This window comes from Buttiauxella noackiae ATCC 51607 (assembly GCF_001654865.1).
Taxonomy (GTDB): Bacteria; Pseudomonadota; Gammaproteobacteria; order Enterobacterales; family Enterobacteriaceae; genus Buttiauxella; species Buttiauxella noackiae.
This window is the reverse complement of sequence record NZ_LXEO01000015.1, coordinates 1-18,757: the sequence shown is the minus strand read 5'-3', so window position 1 is coordinate 18,757 and position 18,757 is coordinate 1. Positions and strand designations below refer to the sequence as shown.

Annotated in this window: 19 protein-coding genes, 1 pseudogene and 1 riboswitch; of the genes and pseudogenes, 8 read left to right on the top strand and 12 right to left on the bottom strand. The window is 49.0% G+C overall.

Going from position 1 to position 18,757, the window contains the following annotated elements:
* Positions 1–42 precede the first annotated feature (42 nt).
* Positions 43–220: riboswitch (cobalamin riboswitch) on the top strand.
* Between the two features lie 178 nt (positions 221–398).
* Positions 399–1,355, top strand: a complete 957-nt coding sequence (locus M979_RS06350; protein WP_064554165.1) for an ABC transporter substrate-binding protein — start codon at positions 399–401, stop codon at positions 1,353–1,355.
* Positions 1,355–2,359: a FecCD family ABC transporter permease gene (locus tag M979_RS06345; RefSeq protein WP_064554164.1), complete on the top strand. Its 1,005-nt coding sequence runs from the start codon at positions 1,355–1,357 to the stop codon at positions 2,357–2,359. Before M979_RS06350 ends, M979_RS06345 begins: the two co-directional genes overlap by 1 nt.
* A 3-nt stretch (positions 2,360–2,362) precedes the next feature.
* Here the strand turns inward: M979_RS06345 and M979_RS06340 are convergent, their stop codons facing one another.
* Complete coding sequence (locus M979_RS06340) at positions 2,363–2,872, bottom strand: RrF2 family transcriptional regulator (protein ID WP_034455602.1); 510 nt, start codon at positions 2,870–2,872, stop codon at positions 2,363–2,365.
* 222 nt (positions 2,873–3,094) lie between these two features.
* Between M979_RS06340 and M979_RS06335 the strand changes: the two genes are divergently transcribed.
* On the top strand, positions 3,095–4,294 hold the full coding sequence (locus tag M979_RS06335) for an NAD(P)/FAD-dependent oxidoreductase (RefSeq protein ID WP_064554163.1): 1,200 nt from the start codon (positions 3,095–3,097) through the stop codon (positions 4,292–4,294).
* Here M979_RS06335 and M979_RS06330 read toward each other — a convergent pair.
* Both M979_RS06330 and M979_RS06325 read right to left on the bottom strand, forming a co-directional pair.
* Positions 4,291–5,079 (bottom strand): phosphotransferase family protein, encoded by a 789-nt coding sequence (locus M979_RS06330; RefSeq protein WP_064554162.1) that lies wholly within the window; start codon positions 5,077–5,079, stop codon positions 4,291–4,293. The genes M979_RS06335 and M979_RS06330 overlap by 4 nt on opposite strands.
* A 22-nt stretch (positions 5,080–5,101) precedes the next feature.
* Entirely contained in the window at positions 5,102–5,392 is a 291-nt protein-coding gene (locus tag M979_RS06325) for a VF530 family protein (RefSeq protein ID WP_034455605.1), read from the bottom strand.
* A gap of 145 nt (positions 5,393–5,537) precedes the next feature.
* On the opposite strand from M979_RS06325, the gene dsbG reads away from it, so the two are divergent.
* Positions 5,538–6,302, top strand: a complete 765-nt coding sequence (dsbG, locus tag M979_RS06320; protein ID WP_064554161.1) for a thiol:disulfide interchange protein DsbG — start codon at positions 5,538–5,540, stop codon at positions 6,300–6,302.
* Between the two features lie 24 nt (positions 6,303–6,326).
* Here the strand turns inward: dsbG and M979_RS06315 are convergent, their stop codons facing one another.
* The 7 genes from M979_RS06315 to M979_RS06285 all read right to left on the bottom strand — a co-directional run bounded on the left by M979_RS06315 (position 6,327) and on the right by M979_RS06285 (position 14,495).
* Complete coding sequence (locus tag M979_RS06315) at positions 6,327–7,262, bottom strand: zinc-dependent alcohol dehydrogenase family protein (RefSeq protein ID WP_064554160.1); 936 nt, start codon at positions 7,260–7,262, stop codon at positions 6,327–6,329.
* Between the two features lie 63 nt (positions 7,263–7,325).
* Positions 7,326–8,777 (bottom strand): tagaturonate reductase, encoded by a 1,452-nt coding sequence (locus tag M979_RS06310; RefSeq protein ID WP_034455607.1) that lies wholly within the window; start codon positions 8,775–8,777, stop codon positions 7,326–7,328.
* Between the two features lie 225 nt (positions 8,778–9,002).
* Positions 9,003–9,932: a VirK/YbjX family protein gene (locus tag M979_RS06305; RefSeq protein ID WP_064554159.1), complete on the bottom strand. Its 930-nt coding sequence runs from the start codon at positions 9,930–9,932 to the stop codon at positions 9,003–9,005.
* A 155-nt stretch (positions 9,933–10,087) separates the two neighbouring features.
* Complete coding sequence (locus M979_RS06300; protein WP_064554158.1) at positions 10,088–11,533, bottom strand: GGDEF domain-containing protein; 1,446 nt, start codon at positions 11,531–11,533, stop codon at positions 10,088–10,090.
* A gap of 171 nt (positions 11,534–11,704) precedes the next feature.
* Positions 11,705–12,631: a glutaminase B gene (gene glsB, locus M979_RS06295; protein WP_034455612.1), complete on the bottom strand. Its 927-nt coding sequence runs from the start codon at positions 12,629–12,631 to the stop codon at positions 11,705–11,707.
* Between the two features lie 169 nt (positions 12,632–12,800).
* Complete coding sequence (locus M979_RS06290; RefSeq protein ID WP_034455613.1) at positions 12,801–13,595, bottom strand: PhzF family phenazine biosynthesis protein; 795 nt, start codon at positions 13,593–13,595, stop codon at positions 12,801–12,803.
* 81 nt (positions 13,596–13,676) lie between these two features.
* The gene (locus M979_RS06285; protein ID WP_064554157.1) at positions 13,677–14,495 is read right to left on the bottom strand and encodes a PhzF family phenazine biosynthesis protein; all 819 of its coding nucleotides are present in this window, start codon (positions 14,493–14,495) and stop codon (positions 13,677–13,679) included.
* A 165-nt stretch (positions 14,496–14,660) separates the two neighbouring features.
* On the opposite strand from M979_RS06285, the gene M979_RS06280 reads away from it, so the two are divergent.
* The gene (locus M979_RS06280; RefSeq protein WP_064554156.1) at positions 14,661–15,854 is read left to right on the top strand and encodes a sugar transporter; all 1,194 of its coding nucleotides are present in this window, start codon (positions 14,661–14,663) and stop codon (positions 15,852–15,854) included.
* Between the two features lie 43 nt (positions 15,855–15,897).
* Here M979_RS06280 and M979_RS06275 read toward each other — a convergent pair whose 3' ends face one another.
* Entirely contained in the window at positions 15,898–16,569 is a 672-nt protein-coding gene (locus M979_RS06275) for a MarC family NAAT transporter (RefSeq protein WP_034455616.1), read from the bottom strand.
* A 199-nt stretch (positions 16,570–16,768) separates the two neighbouring features.
* Here M979_RS06275 and marR point away from each other — a divergent pair, with 199 nt between their 5' ends.
* Genes marR through marB form a run of 3 tightly spaced genes read left to right on the top strand, consistent with a single transcriptional unit; the run spans position 16,769 to position 17,863 of the window.
* Positions 16,769–17,203 (top strand): multiple antibiotic resistance transcriptional regulator MarR, encoded by a 435-nt coding sequence (marR, locus tag M979_RS06270; RefSeq protein ID WP_064554155.1) that lies wholly within the window; start codon positions 16,769–16,771, stop codon positions 17,201–17,203.
* A 21-nt stretch (positions 17,204–17,224) separates the two neighbouring features.
* Complete coding sequence (gene marA, locus M979_RS06265) at positions 17,225–17,599, top strand: MDR efflux pump AcrAB transcriptional activator MarA (RefSeq protein ID WP_034455621.1); 375 nt, start codon at positions 17,225–17,227, stop codon at positions 17,597–17,599.
* A gap of 48 nt (positions 17,600–17,647) precedes the next feature.
* Entirely contained in the window at positions 17,648–17,863 is a 216-nt protein-coding gene (gene marB, locus M979_RS06260; protein ID WP_064554154.1) for a multiple antibiotic resistance regulatory protein MarB, read from the top strand.
* A gap of 45 nt (positions 17,864–17,908) precedes the next feature.
* Here the strand turns inward: marB and eamA are convergent.
* Positions 17,909–18,739 (bottom strand): annotated as a pseudogene (gene eamA, locus M979_RS06255) (O-acetylserine/cysteine exporter); the annotation flags it as partial.
* Between the last annotated feature and the right edge of the window lie 18 nt (positions 18,740–18,757).

The following is an 18,757-nucleotide window of genomic DNA, read 5'->3' as shown; positions in this document are numbered from 1 at the left end:
ATCAATTCCTGTATGGTGCGGCGGTTTATCAGGAAGCGAGATTTTCGCTTTCGGTTCTGCCGTTTTAGCGCACGTCGCTATCCGGGAAGTGAGGTGAAATTCCTCCGCAGCCCCCGCTGCTGTAATGCTGACGACACCACACAAGCCACTGTCTGTTGACGGGAAGGCGTGGTGAAGAATGATGCTAAGCCAGAAGACCGACGGCACAACCTCAAGAACGACCCTTCGGTGGGAAGGCGTTGTGTCACAGGTCGCGGTTTACTACCGTCATTTGCCACACCTGTACACAACTCAGTGTCGGGAAGTGTGCACAGGTGAGGTTCCATTCTGGACACCCTGTCCCGCTATTCATGTCCACAAGGTCAATCATGTGTGGCAATAGTGAATCAGGAGTATGTGTGAAAAAATCAATTCTGGCGGCGTTACTGGCTGTGGTTTCCAACGGTGCGGCTGCCTCTGGTTTCCCGGTAACCGTCGATAACTGTGGGCAACCTTTAACGTTCACGCAAGCCCCTAAACGCATGGTCGTTCATGATATCAATATGTCCGAAATGGCGTTTTCCCTACATTTACAACCGGAAATTGTTGGCGTTAGCGGCATTTCCGGCTGGTACAAAAATATCCCGGCATTTACTCGTTTGCAGGGTTCTATTCCGGAGATTGCGCCCAAATACCCTTCGATGGAAACGTTACTGGCGGCAAAGCCCGACCTGTTCTTCGCAGGCTGGAACTACGGTTTACGCGGCGATGTCACACCGCAGGCGCTGGCAAAATTTGATATCAAGACGCTGATCCTGAGCGAAAGCTGTATTCACGTTAATAGCCATCGTCCACGCGCCAGTATGGATTTGCTGTATGGCGACATGCTGCGCCTGGGCAAAGTCTTTGGCAAAGAAGAAGATGCCGTGAAGTTGGTCGATAGCTGGAAAAAGCAGGTGGCGAACTTAACCCAAAAGACGGCCGGGCATAAACCCGTTCGCGTTTTCCTCTACGATTCTGGCGAAGATAAGCCGTTCACCAGCGGTGCGTATGCCATGCCAACGGCAATTATCGAAGCTGCTGGCGGTAAAAATGTCATGGATACGATGGATAAAAGCTGGGCCGCAACCAACTGGGAAAGTGTTGCCGCCGCGGAGCCTGAGTTTATTATTCTGATGGACTATCAGTCTGACTATAACGGTGGCGCTGATGGATTACGGCGTTTCCTGGAACAACATCCGCTGATGAAAAACACGCCAGCGGTGCTTCACCATCGCTATGTGAAACTTAAGTATCAGGAACTGACACCAGGGCCTGCCAATATCACCGCGATAACTAAACTTGCCCGTGCATTTTATCCGGCAGCGTTTAACTAATGTTCGCTAACAAGCGTTTTTTGCTGATATGGATAGCGGCCCCGCTGTTGCTTGCGGGGCTTGCTCTGGCAAGTGTTGCGAATGGCAGCGTACCCCTCTCTTTTTCACAAGTGTTGACCGCCCTCGGCCTGATGCATGGGGAAGTCGCACCGATGATAAAGAGCATCGTGCTCGAATTACGGCTACCGCGCACGATACTTGGCATGATTGCCGGTGCCGGGTTGGCCCTGGTTGGTTCATTGCTGCAAACCACCACACGCAACGATTTAGCCGATCCCTTTTTATTCGGCCTGTCTTCTGGTGCTTCTGCAGGCGTGGTGCTGGTGATAACCCGTCTTGGCGACAGCCTGGGTTCTTGGACATTACCCATCGCCGCATTTGTCGGTGGGATGCTATCTGCCGCTGCCGTGATGATTATTTTTATGTCGCAGTCACATAAAGGAACTGAAAAGCTGATTATATGCGGGCTGGCAGTGTCATTTTTATTTGGGGCGTTGACCAACTTCCTGATTTTTTCCGGCGATCAGCGCGCAGCCAGCAATGCACTGTTCTGGGCTCTCGGCGGTTTAGGTTTTGCGCGCTGGGAAAATCTCGGATTTGCCGCTATCGCGCTGGTGATTCTCGTTGTGCTTATATCCCGGCGCTGGCAAGCCCTTGATGCGCTGTTGACTGGGGAACAAACCGCATGGTCGCTGGGAATTAACGTCAATCGCTTACGAACCGAGGTTTTTCTCTGCTGTTCTATGGCCACCGCAATCCTGGTTTCGCTAACCGGGGTGATTGGTTTTGTGGGGTTAATGGTGCCTCATCTGGCGCGCCCCTTTGCCGGAGTGCGCCACCGGAGATTACTGCCACTGGTGGGCATTATGGGGGCAATTCTTCTCTCTGCGGGTGACATTCTTAGTCGAACACTCGTCGCCCCGCAGGAACTGCCAATTGGGATTATTACCGCCGGTGTGGGCGGAGTGTTTGTTCTGGTGATTTTGCTACGCCGCGTCAGCTAAGTACTAAGCGTCACTACGGCGACGACCTATCCACTCTTCAATCTGGATAGGCAACGCTTCCGGCGCTTTTCTAAACATTCTGCGCGCCAAATCCAGCACGGTGTGCTGAGCAAGAGCTTCTTCCATACGTTGCTGCGCAACCTGCATCACATGGCGCACACCACACACGCCTTCGCATGCCCATGCGGGAGCTGGCTCATCAAAGATAGCCATGCGCTGGCGAATCTCTTTACAGTCAAAAATCGATTTTTCACCATCGATAGCCGCGACTATATCCAGCACAGTTATCTGATCGGCAGGTTTCGCAAGGCGAAATCCCCCTCCTTTTCCTTCGGTGCTTTCAACCAACTGAGCTTTGGAGAGCTTGGTAAAAATCTTCGCCAGATAGTCGTACGGAACGTTTTGTAGCTCAGCAATTTCTCGCACGCTCATCTCGCGTCCATCACCTTTGCTATCAACCAGACACATCAGGCTATGGATGCCGTACTCCACGCCAGAACTGTAAAATGCCATAAATTCTCCGCTCCATTTATTCTGAGTTAAATGATAAATCCTTCCTTGTTTTGAAGCAATTTCTGTCAGTTTTAATTATTGGTTTTTTTAAATATCAATTAATTTCAAATAATTAAGAGCAAATCCATTTCTGAGAACCCTAAAACTCTTGAAAATCTTAACTACGACAAATATTATCGCAGTTAAGATTTTCAATGACCGTCGAAAAACCAGGGATAAAACATGAAACAACAAATTCTTATTTTAGGCGCAGGGTTTGCAGGAATGTGGGCAGCATTGAGCGCTGCACGTTTAACCGATCTTCACGATCGTAACGATATTGAGATTACAGTCCTCGCACCGCAGCCAGAGCTCCGTGTTCGCCCACGCTTTTATGAAGCAGGAGTTGAAAATTTTGCAGCGCCCCTATTACCGCTGTTTGCAGCCACAGGAGTGAAGTTTATTGCCGGGTCCGCCAAAGAGATTGATGTTGCGAACAAACAAGTGTGGTATCACACCGCGCAAAAGCAACTGGCAGCGCTTCACTATGACCGCCTGGTATTGGCTACCGGCAGTCAAATCAACCCAATTGTCCCTGGCGCACATGAGCATGCTTTTGATGTCGATACGCTAGAAAGCGCGGCTCATCTTGAAGAACACCTTCACCAGTTAGTGGAGCAACCCGATAGCTATGCACGTAATACCGTGGTGGTTTGTGGCGGCGGTTTCACCGGCATTGAACTGGCAACCGAACTCCCTGCCCGTTTACGCGCTATTTTGGGAAATGAAACTCCGGTGCGTGTGATTATTGCAGACCGAAGCCCAGTGGTTGGTGGCCGGTACAGCGAAGATTTGTGTACGGTTATCAAACAGGCAAGCGACGAGCTTGGTGTTGAATGGCAGCTTGAAGCAGATATTGCTTCTATCAATGAACATGGTGTTAAGTTTAAGAACGGCGATTTTATTGCTTCAAACACGGTGATTATGACCATGGGCGTACAGGCCAGTCCCCTTACCGCGCAAATTCCAGCCACGCGCGATTCACAAGGCCGCCTGCATGTTGATCAAAATCTGAAAGTAGTTGGCCATGAAGACATTTATGCGACCGGTGATGTGGCCCATGCCCGTACAGATGACAAAGGCAATACTGCCCTGATGACCTGCCAGCACGCAATCATGCTCGGACGTTTCGTGGGCAACAACGTTGCTGCTGACATAATTGGTGCCAACCCATTGCCATACAGCCAGGTAAACTATGTGACCTGCCTGGATTTAGGTGCATGGGGTGCGGTTTACACAGAGGGATGGGATCAGGTCGTGAAATCTACCCGCGCGGAGGGTAAGAAAATTAAAATCGCTATTACTAACGAACTGATTTATCCGCCTAAACCGGAGAAGGACATTGCCTTTGCGGCAGCCGATCCGTTAGCACCGTTTGTTTAAGGTAAAAATTGCCGTAGCTGTATTAACCAGTCTGGCAAATATTTGCGATACCAATCGATATACTTGCTGAGCTCGGCCTTATGGTTGCGAGAAAGAATATCGAGGACTTCGGTGACTATCCATAATTTGCAGATAGCAATCTCCTGAGCCAGTGCTGCGGCATCAGCGGAAGGTGAAACTTCCTGATATCGTTTTGCGATATGAATGTAATCACAGATGTTTCCCATCCCTTTAATTAAGGGAGCGAGGTCAATTGCCGGGCTGCCGGTACTGAATCGCTCCCAATCATATAACACCACGTCTCCCTTTTCTCTTATTCCCCAATTCCCTGCATTAGTATCGCCAGAGATAAGCGTTTGGGCGCTAAACAGGCATGAGCCATATTTTTCAAGATCGAGAAAAATCGCAACAGACTCATTTGGTAACTTCAGCAGCTCAAGCGCCTTTATAGTTTTGTCCCGTAGCCAATGGTGGTGTTTAAAAGTCCAATGCTTATCGACTGGATATTGGTGAATACGCGTAATTGTCGTTAATACATCGCGGTGTTCTGCTAACGCGTGTTGACTCAGAGCGTGGGGAATATATTCCAAGGTTAATGTCTGGGTTTGCGCATCGCAAGCTAACAGCTCGGGGATGGCGATACCTGCGGAGCGAAATGCGGGAGCAACATCCTGGTAAAACTGAAACTCAACTGCGCTGGTCGAGCTTTTTTCAATGCATTCGATACCATGGAATGACGTTCGACGAACACGGGCAGCCCCCATTTTTGCCAGACAGTCACTCATCAATTCGCCCCGCTATTGGTTACTATTCCCGATCTTTCTTACTTTGCCAGTTGGCCCAAGGGCTATCAGCAGGAAGGTCTGGTGAAGCCTCGTGTGTGGTCTCTACCATATCGATATACAGATCTTCGACTTCTTTGCGTGCCCATGGAGTGCGGCGCAAAAATTTGAGACTGGATTTCACGCTTGGGTCACTTTTGAAACAGTTGATATTGATAAGTTTTCCCAGTTTTTCCCAGCCAAAATGAGCAACTAACGCATTCACAATAGCTTCAAGCGTCATTCCGTGCAGTGGGTCTTTTGATGAGTTGGTCATAAAGCGTCCGGTAGTTCTAAATAATTGCGCATAAGATAACAAAATAACGCGACCTCATCTTTCTAAACGAGAACTTTCATTACAAGCGTACGACATGTAGCCTAACCCGGCATACATTCATCAAGAGAATGAGAAGGATTACGTAATGAAACATGCAGTATGGACTCTGTCGCTTGCCCTGCTAACCAGCACTTCTACGCTGGCTACTGAGGCTAAACTCCCTGCCCCAATTACCGCCTTACAGCAGCAAGGTTTTGAACTGAAAGGTGAATTTAAAGGTCCAGGTAACCTGCCAGGTTACGTGATGCAATTCCAGGGGCAAGGCACAACAGTGTTCCTGACCCCGGATAAACAGCATGCAATTATGGGGAATTTGGTTGATGCCACCGGGAAAAACCTCAGCGATGCGCAAGTCGAAAAATGGGTTTATGCGCCTATGGCCAAAGAGATGTGGCAGAAACTTGAAAAAAATCACTGGATAGCCGCAGGGAAAGCGGATGCTCCGCAAATTGTCTACGCCTTTGCCGATCCTTACTGCCCGTACTGCACTCAATTTTGGCAGAATGCGCAGCCGTGGCTGAGTTCAGGAAAGGTACAACTGCGTGTCTTAATGGTTGGGATGTTACGCCCGGACAGTGGACAAAAAGCCGCCGCGATCATGATGGCTGAAGATCCCGCTAAAACACTGGCGGAATATGAGAATAGCAAAGGGAAATTGGCACTGAAAATACCGGCAGCCATCAAGCCAGAAATCACGAAAGCGCTGGAAGATAACCTGGCGTTAATGGATGAGCTCGGCGGGACGGCCACTCCTTCTATTTATTACCTCAATAAAGATGGGCGTCTGCAACAACATCAGGGCCTGCCGGATGAAGAAACCATGAAAACGATCATGGGCGGCGATAAGTAATCATTTATGGGTGACGTTGTCACGTTACATCGCCAAAACTGGCTTATAACGTCGCCCTGAAACAGCAAATTCCCGTAGTGCGTCTCGCCACTCTTCCAGTGCAAATAACTGTACTTCCGGTAACTGGCTGCTCGCAAGCAGCGGCCAAAGCTCGACGAACCATTGCTGCCACTCATTTGAGTCAGTGACTGCCAGCGTATCGCGCAGATGAAAGCGCTGCGGCCTTGAGGCATAACTTTTGGCTTGATAAGGCTCCCCACTCAGTAGGCCATACGAAACATAGTCCGCATCAGCCTGAAGATGAGATAGCAGCAAAGTCGCAAGACTCCCGCCTACCGCATCGAACACTACATCGGCTTGCTGAGCGATAATTCGCAGCCCTTCATGGTCATCAGTGATAAGCGGCCTAATGCCGCTCTGAAGCAACATAGGTTTTTGATCTTCACTACGACACACACCAACAACTTCTGTCGCCCCCTGAATCGTGGCCCACTGAGCAAGCAATGCCGCACATGATGAGTTTGCCGCGGTCAATAACACGCGCTTACCTCGCACCGACCATTGTTTAAGCATCACGAAGGCCGCAAGCGGGTTAATATAGCCTCGGGCGGCCAATAGATCTGGAATGTTATCAGGGACAGGTACAGCCCATTGTTGCGGGCAATCAACCCAGTGCTGCCAGGTACCATCGCCGCGTAGCGGCAAAACGCGTTTGCCAATCCACTCTGGGTTATCCGCATCGCTAACGACACCAACACCTTCGTAGCCCACTATTCGTGGCGGCATGACCCGGTGGCGATAAGCGCCAGTTATCGGAATGAGATCTGAAGGATTGACAGGGGCATAGCGCATTTGTACGCGCAACATTGCGCAAGTGCGTCGTGCAAGTTCTGAGTGTTCGTGGGTGATGACCTGTTCAGGCTCGCCAAATCGCCGGAACCAGAGTGCGGAATTGCGCATAAAAAAAGTGCCTCTAAGCTAAGCCTGGAGGCACTATATCAAGGTTTTCTACCGGTTTGGCACTTAGCAGTAACGAGCTACCGCAGCACGCATACCCTGAGTCAGAATAACCTGCAAATCTTCGCTAACTTTAGCAACCAGACCTGGAACCTGAGTCAAATCCTGGCCCCAATGATCGCTGTCGCACAGTACCGCTTCAACCAACTGCTGCTCGGTGATCTGTTTGTCGCCAAGTGAAGTCCACAGTTGCTGATAACGCACCAACCAATGCTCGTCATCCTGTAACGGATAGCTTTCGTTGTTACGCTCGCCTTTATAGAAGGCAATCAGTGCCGCCAGTGCGAAAGTCAGACGCGCAGGTAAAGTACCGTTCGCCTGCTGACCTGCCAGCAATTGCGGCAGAATACGGGTACGGAACTTGGTCATACCGTTCAGCGCGATAGACAGCAGTTGGTGCTGAATATACGGGTTCTGGAAACGGCTGGTTACGGCTTGTGCGAATGACAGTAATTCGTCACGCGGCAGATCCAGTACTGGGATGATTTCTTCAGCGATAGTTTTTTCCACGAAGCCACAAACTTCAGCATCGTTCATAGACTCGCCAACAGTGTTCAAGCCAGCCAGATAAGCAACCGGAACTAACGCCGTGTGAGCACCGTTCAGGATTGCAACCTTACGTTCTTTATAAGGTTTGATGTCATCAACGATCAGCACGTTCAGCGGATATTTATCCAGACGCAGCTCTTGTGCCAATGACGCTGGCCCCTGAATAACAAACAGGTAGAAGTGTTCAGCAGCAGCCAGGAAGCTATCTTTGTAACCCAAAGATTTTTCTATATCGGCAGCTTCGTCACGTGGATAACCCGTCACGATACGGTCCACCAGCGTAGAACAGAATGTGTTAGCGTCGTTCAGCCACTGGGTGAATGCTGCAGGCAGCTCCCACTCTTGTGCATAACGCAGAACCAACTCTTGCAATGCGTCACCGTTGTAGTCGATCAATTCGCAAGGAATGATAACCCAACCTTTATCCGCAGCACCGTTGAAGTGGTTGAAGCGTTCGAACAGCAAACGAGTCAGTTTAGCCGGGTAGCTTACTGCTGGCGCATCTTCAAACTTATCGCCTGCATGGTAGCTGATGCCAGCTTCAGTGGTGTTGGAGAACACGAAACGCATGTCTGGGTTATGAGCCAGTTTCAGGTATGTTTCATATTCTTGATAGACGTTGATTTCACGGGTAACGGAGCGAATCAGGCGCGAGTCACTGACCGCTTCGCCCTGCTCGTTCAGACCACGGATAACCGTAGTGTAAAGCCCATCCTGGGTAGATAACGACGGCGGGAATGCGCTGTCGATCGGACGTACGATAACAACGCCCGCATTTAAGTCCGTGTGTTCATTAAGAAGATCGACTTGCCAGTCGATGAAAGCACGCAGGAAGTTGCCTTCACCAAACTGAATAATACGTTCAGGATATTGGGCGCCAGGGAAGTCTTGACGATTAAGTGTTTTCACTATGTTGTTCCTTGGTGTGTACAGGATGAGCGACCATAAAAATCCTGTCCAAATTACCAGAACTCAACAAAGTGAAACCCCGTTTTGATCAAACTAAAGTTATTATACCAATTATCTTGCTTGCCATGTGCGAGGGGTGCGACATCCGTCACGTTTGTTTTGCTGTCGCACCCTCAATTGAAAAACCACACGCTCATTTGGTATAACATCTCTAGGCTAAGGCGGTTAACTCAGTTCAGCGAACTGGGTTTGTAGCTCATTAAGCAATGAATAGCGCTTGCGGTATTCCGAGCGTTTTTTACTGGCAATTTCACTCAGATCTTTTTGCGGTAATGACAATGGTAGGCGGTAAAGATGCTTATCATATTTTTCACCGCTAATTGATTCCCAGAATTCATTATAACTGGCGTGAAAATGCTTACCCTTACTGAGCCGATAACGCAGTCCACGGAATACATGCCCGTCGTTACTCACCCCATAAATGGCTTTTATTCCCTTTTGTGCAGCTAATAACCACAAAACTTCCATGAGCAGACGTTTAGGAAATAAACCGTGACATGCTTTGGTTGCCGTTTTGATTGTGTCATGAGGTACACTGCGATGAGCACCCTGCAGTCCGCCAATAAAAATCGCATCTCCTGTAATACAGAATGTTAACGCGGCAAGTCTTATCCCGTTCATGTTAAACCAAAGAGTACTCTCACCTTCACGTTCTGCACCCAGTGCGGTACTGGCATTAATCTCTATTTTTTCACCGTCTTTGCCGCTCAGCTCCAGAAGGCGTGTTTGTTCGGGTGACATCAAGCCACGGGCCAGTGTTTTGCAGCCCAGTTTTTCAATAAATTGGTAATGGTTGAGAATGGCATCTACACGGTCAGCAGCACGCATGCCCAAATATAAATAATGGCGATGGATTTTACTTGGTAGCGTTTTCTGTGCTTTTAGCAGCGTTGAAAAATAACTCTGCCGCGCCATTGAATTAAAGAAACGCAATGTCTGTCGCGGAGCCAGCAGCGTGCGCAAAAGGAATTTCGCCCGGTATGACTTTTCATGCCAGATATCGCAAGGCGTAAGATCCCCGCTAACCAGAGCCATGATAGTGGAAACCCCTGCATTATTTTTTTGCAGTGACGGATGCTGATCCAGAATAGTCATTTTGCCTCCAGGCGATATACTTTGCTTCACTCAAGGTGAATTCCTCTTGCAAAGTTTATTCGCTGGAACCTATACGCTTTTACAACGGCCTAATAAAAACTCTGGCTTGGGCATTTCTCAGAATATGTATATAAATCTGAATAACAAGGCGCTATCTAAACAGACGCTGCTATATCTTCCTGATTTATGAGCGAAGTACTGACCTGGTTACGACCGCTGCGCTTTGACAGATAGAGATACTTATCGGCTTCGGCCAGCAGCGCGTTAAACGCATCAAGCAATGACTGTTTTTCTGGTGTGGTGGCAGCAAGGCCAATGCTGACGGTGATAAACAATGTTTGTTGCTGATAACGAAACGCCGTGAGTTCTATACTCTGGCGAATCTTCTCCGCAATCTTATATCCTTCATCTTCGGAATTGGTGCTACAAGCCACCACAAACTCCTCCCCGCCCAGACGTGCCACCAGCCCCTCTTCACCCACCGCTTTTCTGAGTTGCGCAGCAAAAGCACGTAGCACGACATCTCCGCATTCATGGCCATAGTTGTCGTTAATGCGTTTGAAATAATCGATATCCAGCAGCATCACACACAACTTTTGTCCTGGTTTATGCATTAACGGAGCGGTAATTTTCAGCGCTTCATAAAGACCTGAACGAGAATGCACACCGGTAAGATAGTCATAATCGGCACGCAGTGAGGTCTGTTTAATCAGGCGGTTAATGGCATCTACACTCACCGACACAATCAGCGGGCAAATCGCCATAGTGGCAATACCCAGGCGTGCAGAGAACATCTCATTCACCACCAGCGGCTGGCTATGATGAATCACCACTATTGAATTGGCGACCAGAACAATCTCCATACCGCCAGTTAAAAGTGTAATCAACGCGGTAATCGGCAATGGGTAGCGAATTGCGCACCAGATAAGGGCTGGCAGCGGGAACGCCAGGCTCCCTGCACCACCAATTACCACCGAGGCAATCACCGAAATGATAACCCCCAGCAACGGGTACAGTTTTGAAAAATGAAAAGCAGGCATCTTGCCCCACTGTGGCCATTTAGCCATCAGCAGAAATGGCATCATCAGGACCCCGGTAGAAAATTGCTCACTAAACCAATCGGCAAACAAAGGAAGAAACTGACGATAGTCTGATGAAGGGCCAAGGGAACCTAACGATCCTAATAAAGAACTGAGCACCGCACCGATAAGACAAAAATAGAAAATTTTAAAGGCATTAATTGCCCAATTATTTTCATTTTCATCCCGGGAATAACGGAGTAATAGCAGGGCTACAATGATAATAAACACCATATTGGAGAGATTTATTATTGCTGACTGCCAACCCCAATGCGTGGTAAAGGCGTCATAAATCACCATAGCGCTATAACAGAGGAAATAATATACAGGACGATTCAGGAACGGGTTGCGTACAAACACCGCAGCCAGCACGGCATTCAGCGGCCAGAACAGAGACAGCTCATCAATCAGGCGAAGTGAGGCCCCAAAAAAGTAAAACAATGTAGTGATGACAAATATATTTATCGCGTTAGCCAGCCGTTTTTCAGGCGAAAAACACACAAACTCAATTTGGTTAGACATGCTATTTTAACTCATATTTATGCATGCACTGCTTAATAAAATCATACTGCGAGATGAGTGCAAAAAATAAATTTTAGCTTAGCAGATTTTATCTGGTACAACCTGCGGGCAACGAGATAAAGCTCATATGCCTGAACTATCAGGCTCTAATATGCCTTGCTTACGAAAATCTTAGAAGATTGAGCGGCCTATTCGCTGCGCCAGAATCTCAAGTGCTGCCGTTCCCGCGAGCGAGTTCCCCGAAGCATCCAATTCCGGGCACCAGACAGCAATCGACATCTCGTGGGGCACAACGGCAATGATTCCACCGCCAACGCCCGATTTACCCGGCATTCCGACACGATAGGCAAATTCACCGGCGCCATCATACATTCCGCTGGTGACCATCAATGCATTAATCTGCCGGGCTTGTTGAGCTGTAATAACGGGATCAGCAAGATGCAATGCGCGCCCCTGGTTTGCCAAAAACAGGAACGTTTTCGCCAACTCAGTACAACTCATCTTCAACGCGCAGTAGTGGAAGTAATTTTGCAGGACGGTAATAACGTCATTGTCGAAATTGCCGAATGATTTCATAAGCCAGGCAATAGCCGCATTACGTGCCGAATGTTCAAACTCAGATTTCGCCACGCGGGCGTCATAAGCAAGGTCCGGTTGTTCCGCAAGCACACGCACCACTTCCAGCATACGTTGCCTCGGTGCGCTAAGGCGAGTTTGCAGCATATCGCACACCACTAACGCGCCAGCATTAATAAACGGGTTACGGGGTTTACCTTGTTCAAGCTCCAACTGGAGTAAAGAATTGAACGGCTGCCCTGATGGTTCTTTACCCACGCGTTGCCAGATTTCATGCTCGTCATAACGCGCCATTGCCAACGCCAGACTCAGTACTTTAGAGATCGACTGAATGGAGAAACGCTCGGTCGCATCGCCTGCACTAAATACCTCACCTTCAACGGTGCAAACAGCAATCCCCAGCTTGTCACCTGGAATTTCCGCCAGAGCAGGAATGTAATCCGCTACTTTACCGCGACCAATTAATGGCCGTACCTGAGTAAGAATATCTTCCAGTAATTGATTATCTAACGGACCTGGCACTGCAAACTCCTGATTGGCGGGTATTTTACGCCCGCCATTATATCAGACCACCGCCACAGCCGTTACCTTCCGCCAGATGATTAATGTTCATCACTATCGTCGCTGAGGCATCCCGCACATACTTAACTAACAGCTCTAACCCTCATATATCGCTTTATGGGGAAACAACTCAGCTACGCAGGAATACCTTACCAATCAAATAGGTTGCGGCTTTTCCCGCAATCAGCACTCTATTGCCGACAAGTTGGCAACGCAAATCACCACCACGACTGGAAACCTGGCGAGCAAGCATTTGCGTTTTACCTAAGCGGTCCGCCCAGTAAGGAATCAGCATGCTATGTGTTGACCCGGTAACAGGATCTTCGGGTACAGATTCTCCCGGGCAGAAAAAACGACTGACAAAATCATACTCGCCGTCGCCCGGTGCGGTAATACAGACCATTTTTCCAAGCGGTATCATCGCATTGATATTTGGGCAAACAGCTTCTACCTGTTGCTGAGTTTCCAGCACAACCATGTAATCCCGCGCAACACGCACTTCTTTGCATTGCGTAATACCTAACGTTTCCAGAAGCAATGGAAGCGGCATAACGGGTTCTGATTCCCAGGCAGGGAAATCAAGCGTCAACCAATCCCCGTTACGTGTCACCGACAATGGACCAACAAAGCGCGTATCGAAGTGAATCGTGGTTTCCGGGTAATTGAGATATTCGAAAATCACATGTGCTGCTGCAAGGGTTGCATGGCCACAGAGATTAATTTCCCCCTGCGTAGTGAACCAACGTAATTCGTAACCGCTATCGGTGGTAATAAAAAATGCCGTTTCGGATTGATTATGTTGGCGAGCCATAGCCAGCAGAGTTTCGTCAGGCATCCATTCCGTAAGCGGGCATACTGCTGCCGCATTGCCGCCAAAAGTGGTATCGCTAAACGCATCTACCATATAAAAATCAATTTGTTGCATAGCCTCTTCTCCCGGGTAACTCAATGGCACTTACCATTTCATAAAAACAATGACGACCAGTACAGTTAAAAGCGCGTTAAATCACACGTTGGGCTGTGCGGCCGGGCGACGCAATAATACTTTACCAACCAGGTAAGTTACCGCCTGGCCCGACATCAGCACCCTATCACCGACCAGTTGGCAGCGAATATCGCCTCCACGGCTGGAAACCTGGCGAGCCAACATCTGTGTTTTGCCTAGCCGTTGCGCCCAGTAAGGAATCAACATGGTGTGGGTTGAACCGGTAACCGGATCTTCGGTAATTGCCGCAGCAGGTGAGAAGAAACGGCTGACAAAATCGTAACCTTCAATTTCGGCAGGAGCCGTGATGCAGACCTTTTGGTTGAGCTTGAGCATCAGTTGAATATCCGGCCTTACCGCTTCAACCTGCTGCTGATTCTCGAGCACCACGGTATATGTGCGCCCAAGTCTGACTTCCTGATAGTCGCTAATCCCCAGACAATCGAGAAGTAATTGTGGCGGCTCAACAGGCTCGCTGCTGGTTGCCGGGAAATCCAGCGTCAACCAGTCGCCATTCCGCGTGACTGTCAGTGGACCAACAAAGCGTGTAGCAAAGTGGATGGTGGCCTCCGGGTAACTCAGAGACTCAAAAATCACATGCGCTGTTGCAAGCGTTGCGTGGCCACACAGATTAATTTCCCCCTGCGTGGTGAACCAGCGCAATTCAAAACCATCATCAGTGTGAATAAAAAATGCTGTTTCTGACTGGTTATGCTGACGAGCCATAGCCAGCAGCGTTTCGTCAGGCAGCCACTCCGTAAGCGGACACACCGCTGCCGCATTGCCGCCAAAAGTGGTTTCAGTAAAGGCATCTACCATATAAAAATCAATTTGCTGCATCGCTTTTCTCCACCACATATTCCACTTACATACCATGCCATGAGAGCCAGAATTATCAGCACAATTAAATGAGACTTAAATCACAAAATGGGTTGTATGGCTGGATCGATGGTTTTATGATCACCTCCTCACCTAACAGTTCATTTATCAGCGCGAAACCAATCTATGACAATAAGTAATGTCTCACGCAAAACGGCATGGTTACGCGTCGTAACACTCGCGGTTGCAGCCTTCATTTTTAATACCACCGAATTTGTTCCCGTTGGTTTGCTTTCCGATATCGCCAGTAGTTTTGGTATGCAAACTGCGGAAGTCGGAATCATGCTGACTATCTACGCATGGGTCGTTGCCCTGATGTCTCTGCCATTTATGTTATTGACCAGTCAGGTTGAGCGTAAACGGCTGTTGATTGGCATCTTTACCTTGTTTATCGCAAGCCATGTGCTGTCATTCCTGTCCTGGAACTTTACTGTGCTGGTAATAAGCCGCATTGGTATCGCGTTCGCTCACGCAATTTTCTGGTCGATAACGGCATCATTGGCCATACGTATGGCACCTGCGGGCAAAAAAGCCCAGGCATTGAGTTTGATTGCAACAGGCACTGCGCTGGCAATGGTTTTAGGTTTGCCGCTTGGGCGTGTCGTCGGCCAGTATTTCGGCTGGCGAACAACCTTCTTCGCCATCGGCGTAATAGCCGCCCTGACACTCTTTTGCGTCATCAAGCTGCTGCCGAAATTACCAAGTGAGCATTCCGGGTCACTGAAAAGTTTGCCGCTGCTATTCAAACGCCCGGCGTTAGTGAGTCTGTATGTGCTGGTAGCCGTAGTCGTAACCGCGCATTACACCGCTTATAGCTACATTGAGCCGTTTGTACAAACCGTGGCAGGACTGAGCGCCAACGTGGCCACCTTCCTGTTGCTGGTTCTTGGTGGCGCAGGGATTATTGGTAGCGTGTTGTTTGGCAAGTTGGGCAACCGCCATTCATCAACGCTGGTTAGCGGCTCTATCGGTTTGTTAGTTCTCTGCCTCGCATTGCTCTTGCCTGCAGCACAAAGCACAGTAAACCTGACGATATTAAGCCTGTTCTGGGGCATCGCAATTATGATTCTTACGTTGGGTATGCAGGTAAAAGTACTGGCGCTGGCTCCGGATGCAACCGACGTCTCGATGGCGCTCTTCTCAGGAATTTTTAACCTTGGGATTGGTGCGGGCGCTTTGGTCGGAAATCAGGTCAGCCTGCATTTTGATATGTCGAGTATCGGGTTGGTAGGTGCAGTTCCGGCACTGGCGGCGCTTATCTGGTCGGTGTTGATATTCCGTCGCTGGCCCGTGTCGCTTGAAGAGCAGCAAAGCCAATAAGCAAGCTAAGGGCTACGGTCTGAAACCGTGGCCCTTATTAAACTTACTGCGCCGGGAAGTGGGTAATAATTTCCAGTACGCCGTTAATAATAAATTGCACGCCCATACAAACCAGCAAGAAGCCCATCAGACGGGAAATTGCCTCAATACCGCTCTTGCCAACCAGACGCATAATCGCACCAGAACTGCGCAAACTACCCCATAAAATTACGCCTACCAGCGCAAAAATAAGCGGCGGAGCCACCAGAACAACCCAGTTGGAGAAATTGACACCGTGTTCGATTGTTGATGATGAACTGATAATCATCGCAATCGTACCAGGACCTGCAGTGCTGGGCATCGCAAGCGGCACAAACGCGATATTAGTATCCGGCTCTTGTTCCAGTTCCTCAGCTTTCGTGTGCGCCTCAGGGGACTCATGTGCCTTTTGTTGGGGGAATAGCATCCTGAAGCCAATAAACGCAACAATCAAACCACCCGCAATACGTAGACCGGGTATCGAAATACCGAACGTATTCATCACAACTTGCCCAGCGTAATACGCAACCATCATGATGATGAAGACGTTGACAGACGCCATCAACGCGGTTTTATCACGCGCTTTTTTGTTCATATCTCCGGCAAGGCCGAGGAACAATGCCACAGTAGTCAATGGGTTAGCCAGCGGCAGTAGCACCACTAACCCAAACCCTATGGCCTTAACCAATTCCATCATCTTTTACCCTTCATTCGGTGGCTTTATGCGCGGCTGAGTATAGCAGCCAACCGTCAGCGTTTACGTTATCGGATTTGTATCAATGTTAAAATCTGAACCGTTTTAGCTATTCGTGTCATCACAGAACCATCACATTGACTTATGATTGCCTAAGCAATAATATCCACCGTGATTAAATATACTTGCCTGGGCAATCATAGTGAAAAGCACTAACGATCTGTTTAACGAAGTCATTCCTTTGGGGCGCCTTATCCATATGGTTAACCAGCATAAGGATCGCCTGCTAAACGATCACCTTTCCCCTCTCGATATCACCGCTACGCAATTTAAGGTGCTTTGCAGCATTTATTGCGAAGGGTGTTTGCAGCCAGTGGAACTGAAAAAAGCGTTGTCGGTAGATCTCGGTGCGCTCACGCGCATGTTAGATCGCCTGCTATCAAAAGGATGGATTGAACGCCTGCCCAACCCAAACGACAAACGCGGTGTGCTGGTACGGCTGACGCCTGAAGGGAAAACATTGTGCGAAAAATGCCACCAGCTTGTGGGGCAAAACCTGCATCAAGAGTTAACAAAAAACCTGACAGATGAAGAAGTGGACACACTTTATCAACTGCTGACAAAAGTATTACCGTAAAACCTGAAAAGAGGTGAAACGATGTCCAGACGGAACAATGATGCCATAACCATTCAAAGCATTTTGGACTGGATAGAAGAGAATCTGGAGAACCCTTTGTCACTTGAGAAGGTTTCACAGCGTTCTGGCTACTCGAAGTGGCACCTGCAAAGGATGTTTAAAAAAGAGACCGGCCACTCATTAGGCCAATACATCCGCAATCGCAAATTGACCGAGATCGCCCTCAAGCTTAAAGAAAGCAACGAGCCGATTCTCTATTTAGCAGAGCGTTATGGGTTTGAGTCACAACAGACACTCACCCGCACGTTCAAGAATTACTTCTCTGTGCCTCCTCACAGATACCGCGTTGCGTGTTCAGGTGGCGAAGGAAAGTTTATTCACGCGCTAAATCATTAAAAACTAAATGCTATGCAACCGTCTAGTTAAAACAGACACCGAGGATTTATGAAACGTTTTATCGGCGCTGTAAGCCTGGTACTGATTCTGGCTTCCGCTAACGCTCTGGCGGAACAGCCCGGCAGTTTTAACGCCACCCAAAGCAATCACGGCGGGATGATTCTCCCTCCTTCTGACAACAATACCAATTGCAGGTCCCGCGATACAATTGGTGATAAGTCAGAGTTGTTGGGCACGCCTTACTACCACGAAAGTACGCGCTAATTTCCGCATCTGGCGGGCGCACTTATGTTAGCCCGCCAGAAGAAATTAACTGACTATCGCCCGCCTAATCCGCAAACCAAAGACGTTAATATACAAGCCGCCCATGATCAGTAGCGCCCCGGCCAATTGCGTTAACGACAGTGTTTCATCCAGTAACCACGCGGCACTCGCCATCCCCACAACGGGCACCAGCAACGACAATGGCGCAACTCGCCAGGTTTCATAGCGCCCCAGCAAACTTCCCCAAATACCGTAACCAACAATCGTCGCCACAAAGGCCAAATAAATCAGCGACAAAATTGTCGTCATATCAATGGCAATCAGGCTTTGCCACATCACGTCTGGGCCATCAAGCAGGTAACTGGTGGCAAAGAACGGCAGTACCGGGATTAATGCGCTCCACACCACCAAAGACATAATGGGTGGACGAGACTCAAGCTGCATGATTTTCTTATTAAAGATATTCCCACATGCCCAGCTAAGCGCCGCCGCCAGCGTCAACATAAAACCAAGCAATGCAACATGCTGCCCACCGAGACTGCCCTCAATCAACACCAGCACCCCGATCACCGCAAGCGTTATTCCCGCCAGTTGTTTGCCTTGCAGGCGTTCCTGGAACACAAACGCGCCGAGGATAATGGTGAAAAATGCCTGCGCCTGAAGTACGAGTGAAGCAAGCCCTGCGGGCATACCAAACTTAATCGCGCTAAACAGAAACGCAAACTGCCCGAAACTGATAGTCAGCCCGTAAGCCGCAAGCAGGCGAAAGGGAATTTTAGGACGCGCGACAAACAGCAACGCGGGAAAAGCAACCAACAGGAAGCGCAGACCCGCCAGCAACAGCGGCGGCATATTGTGTAGCCCCATTTTAATGACTGACTAGTCCTGATATAC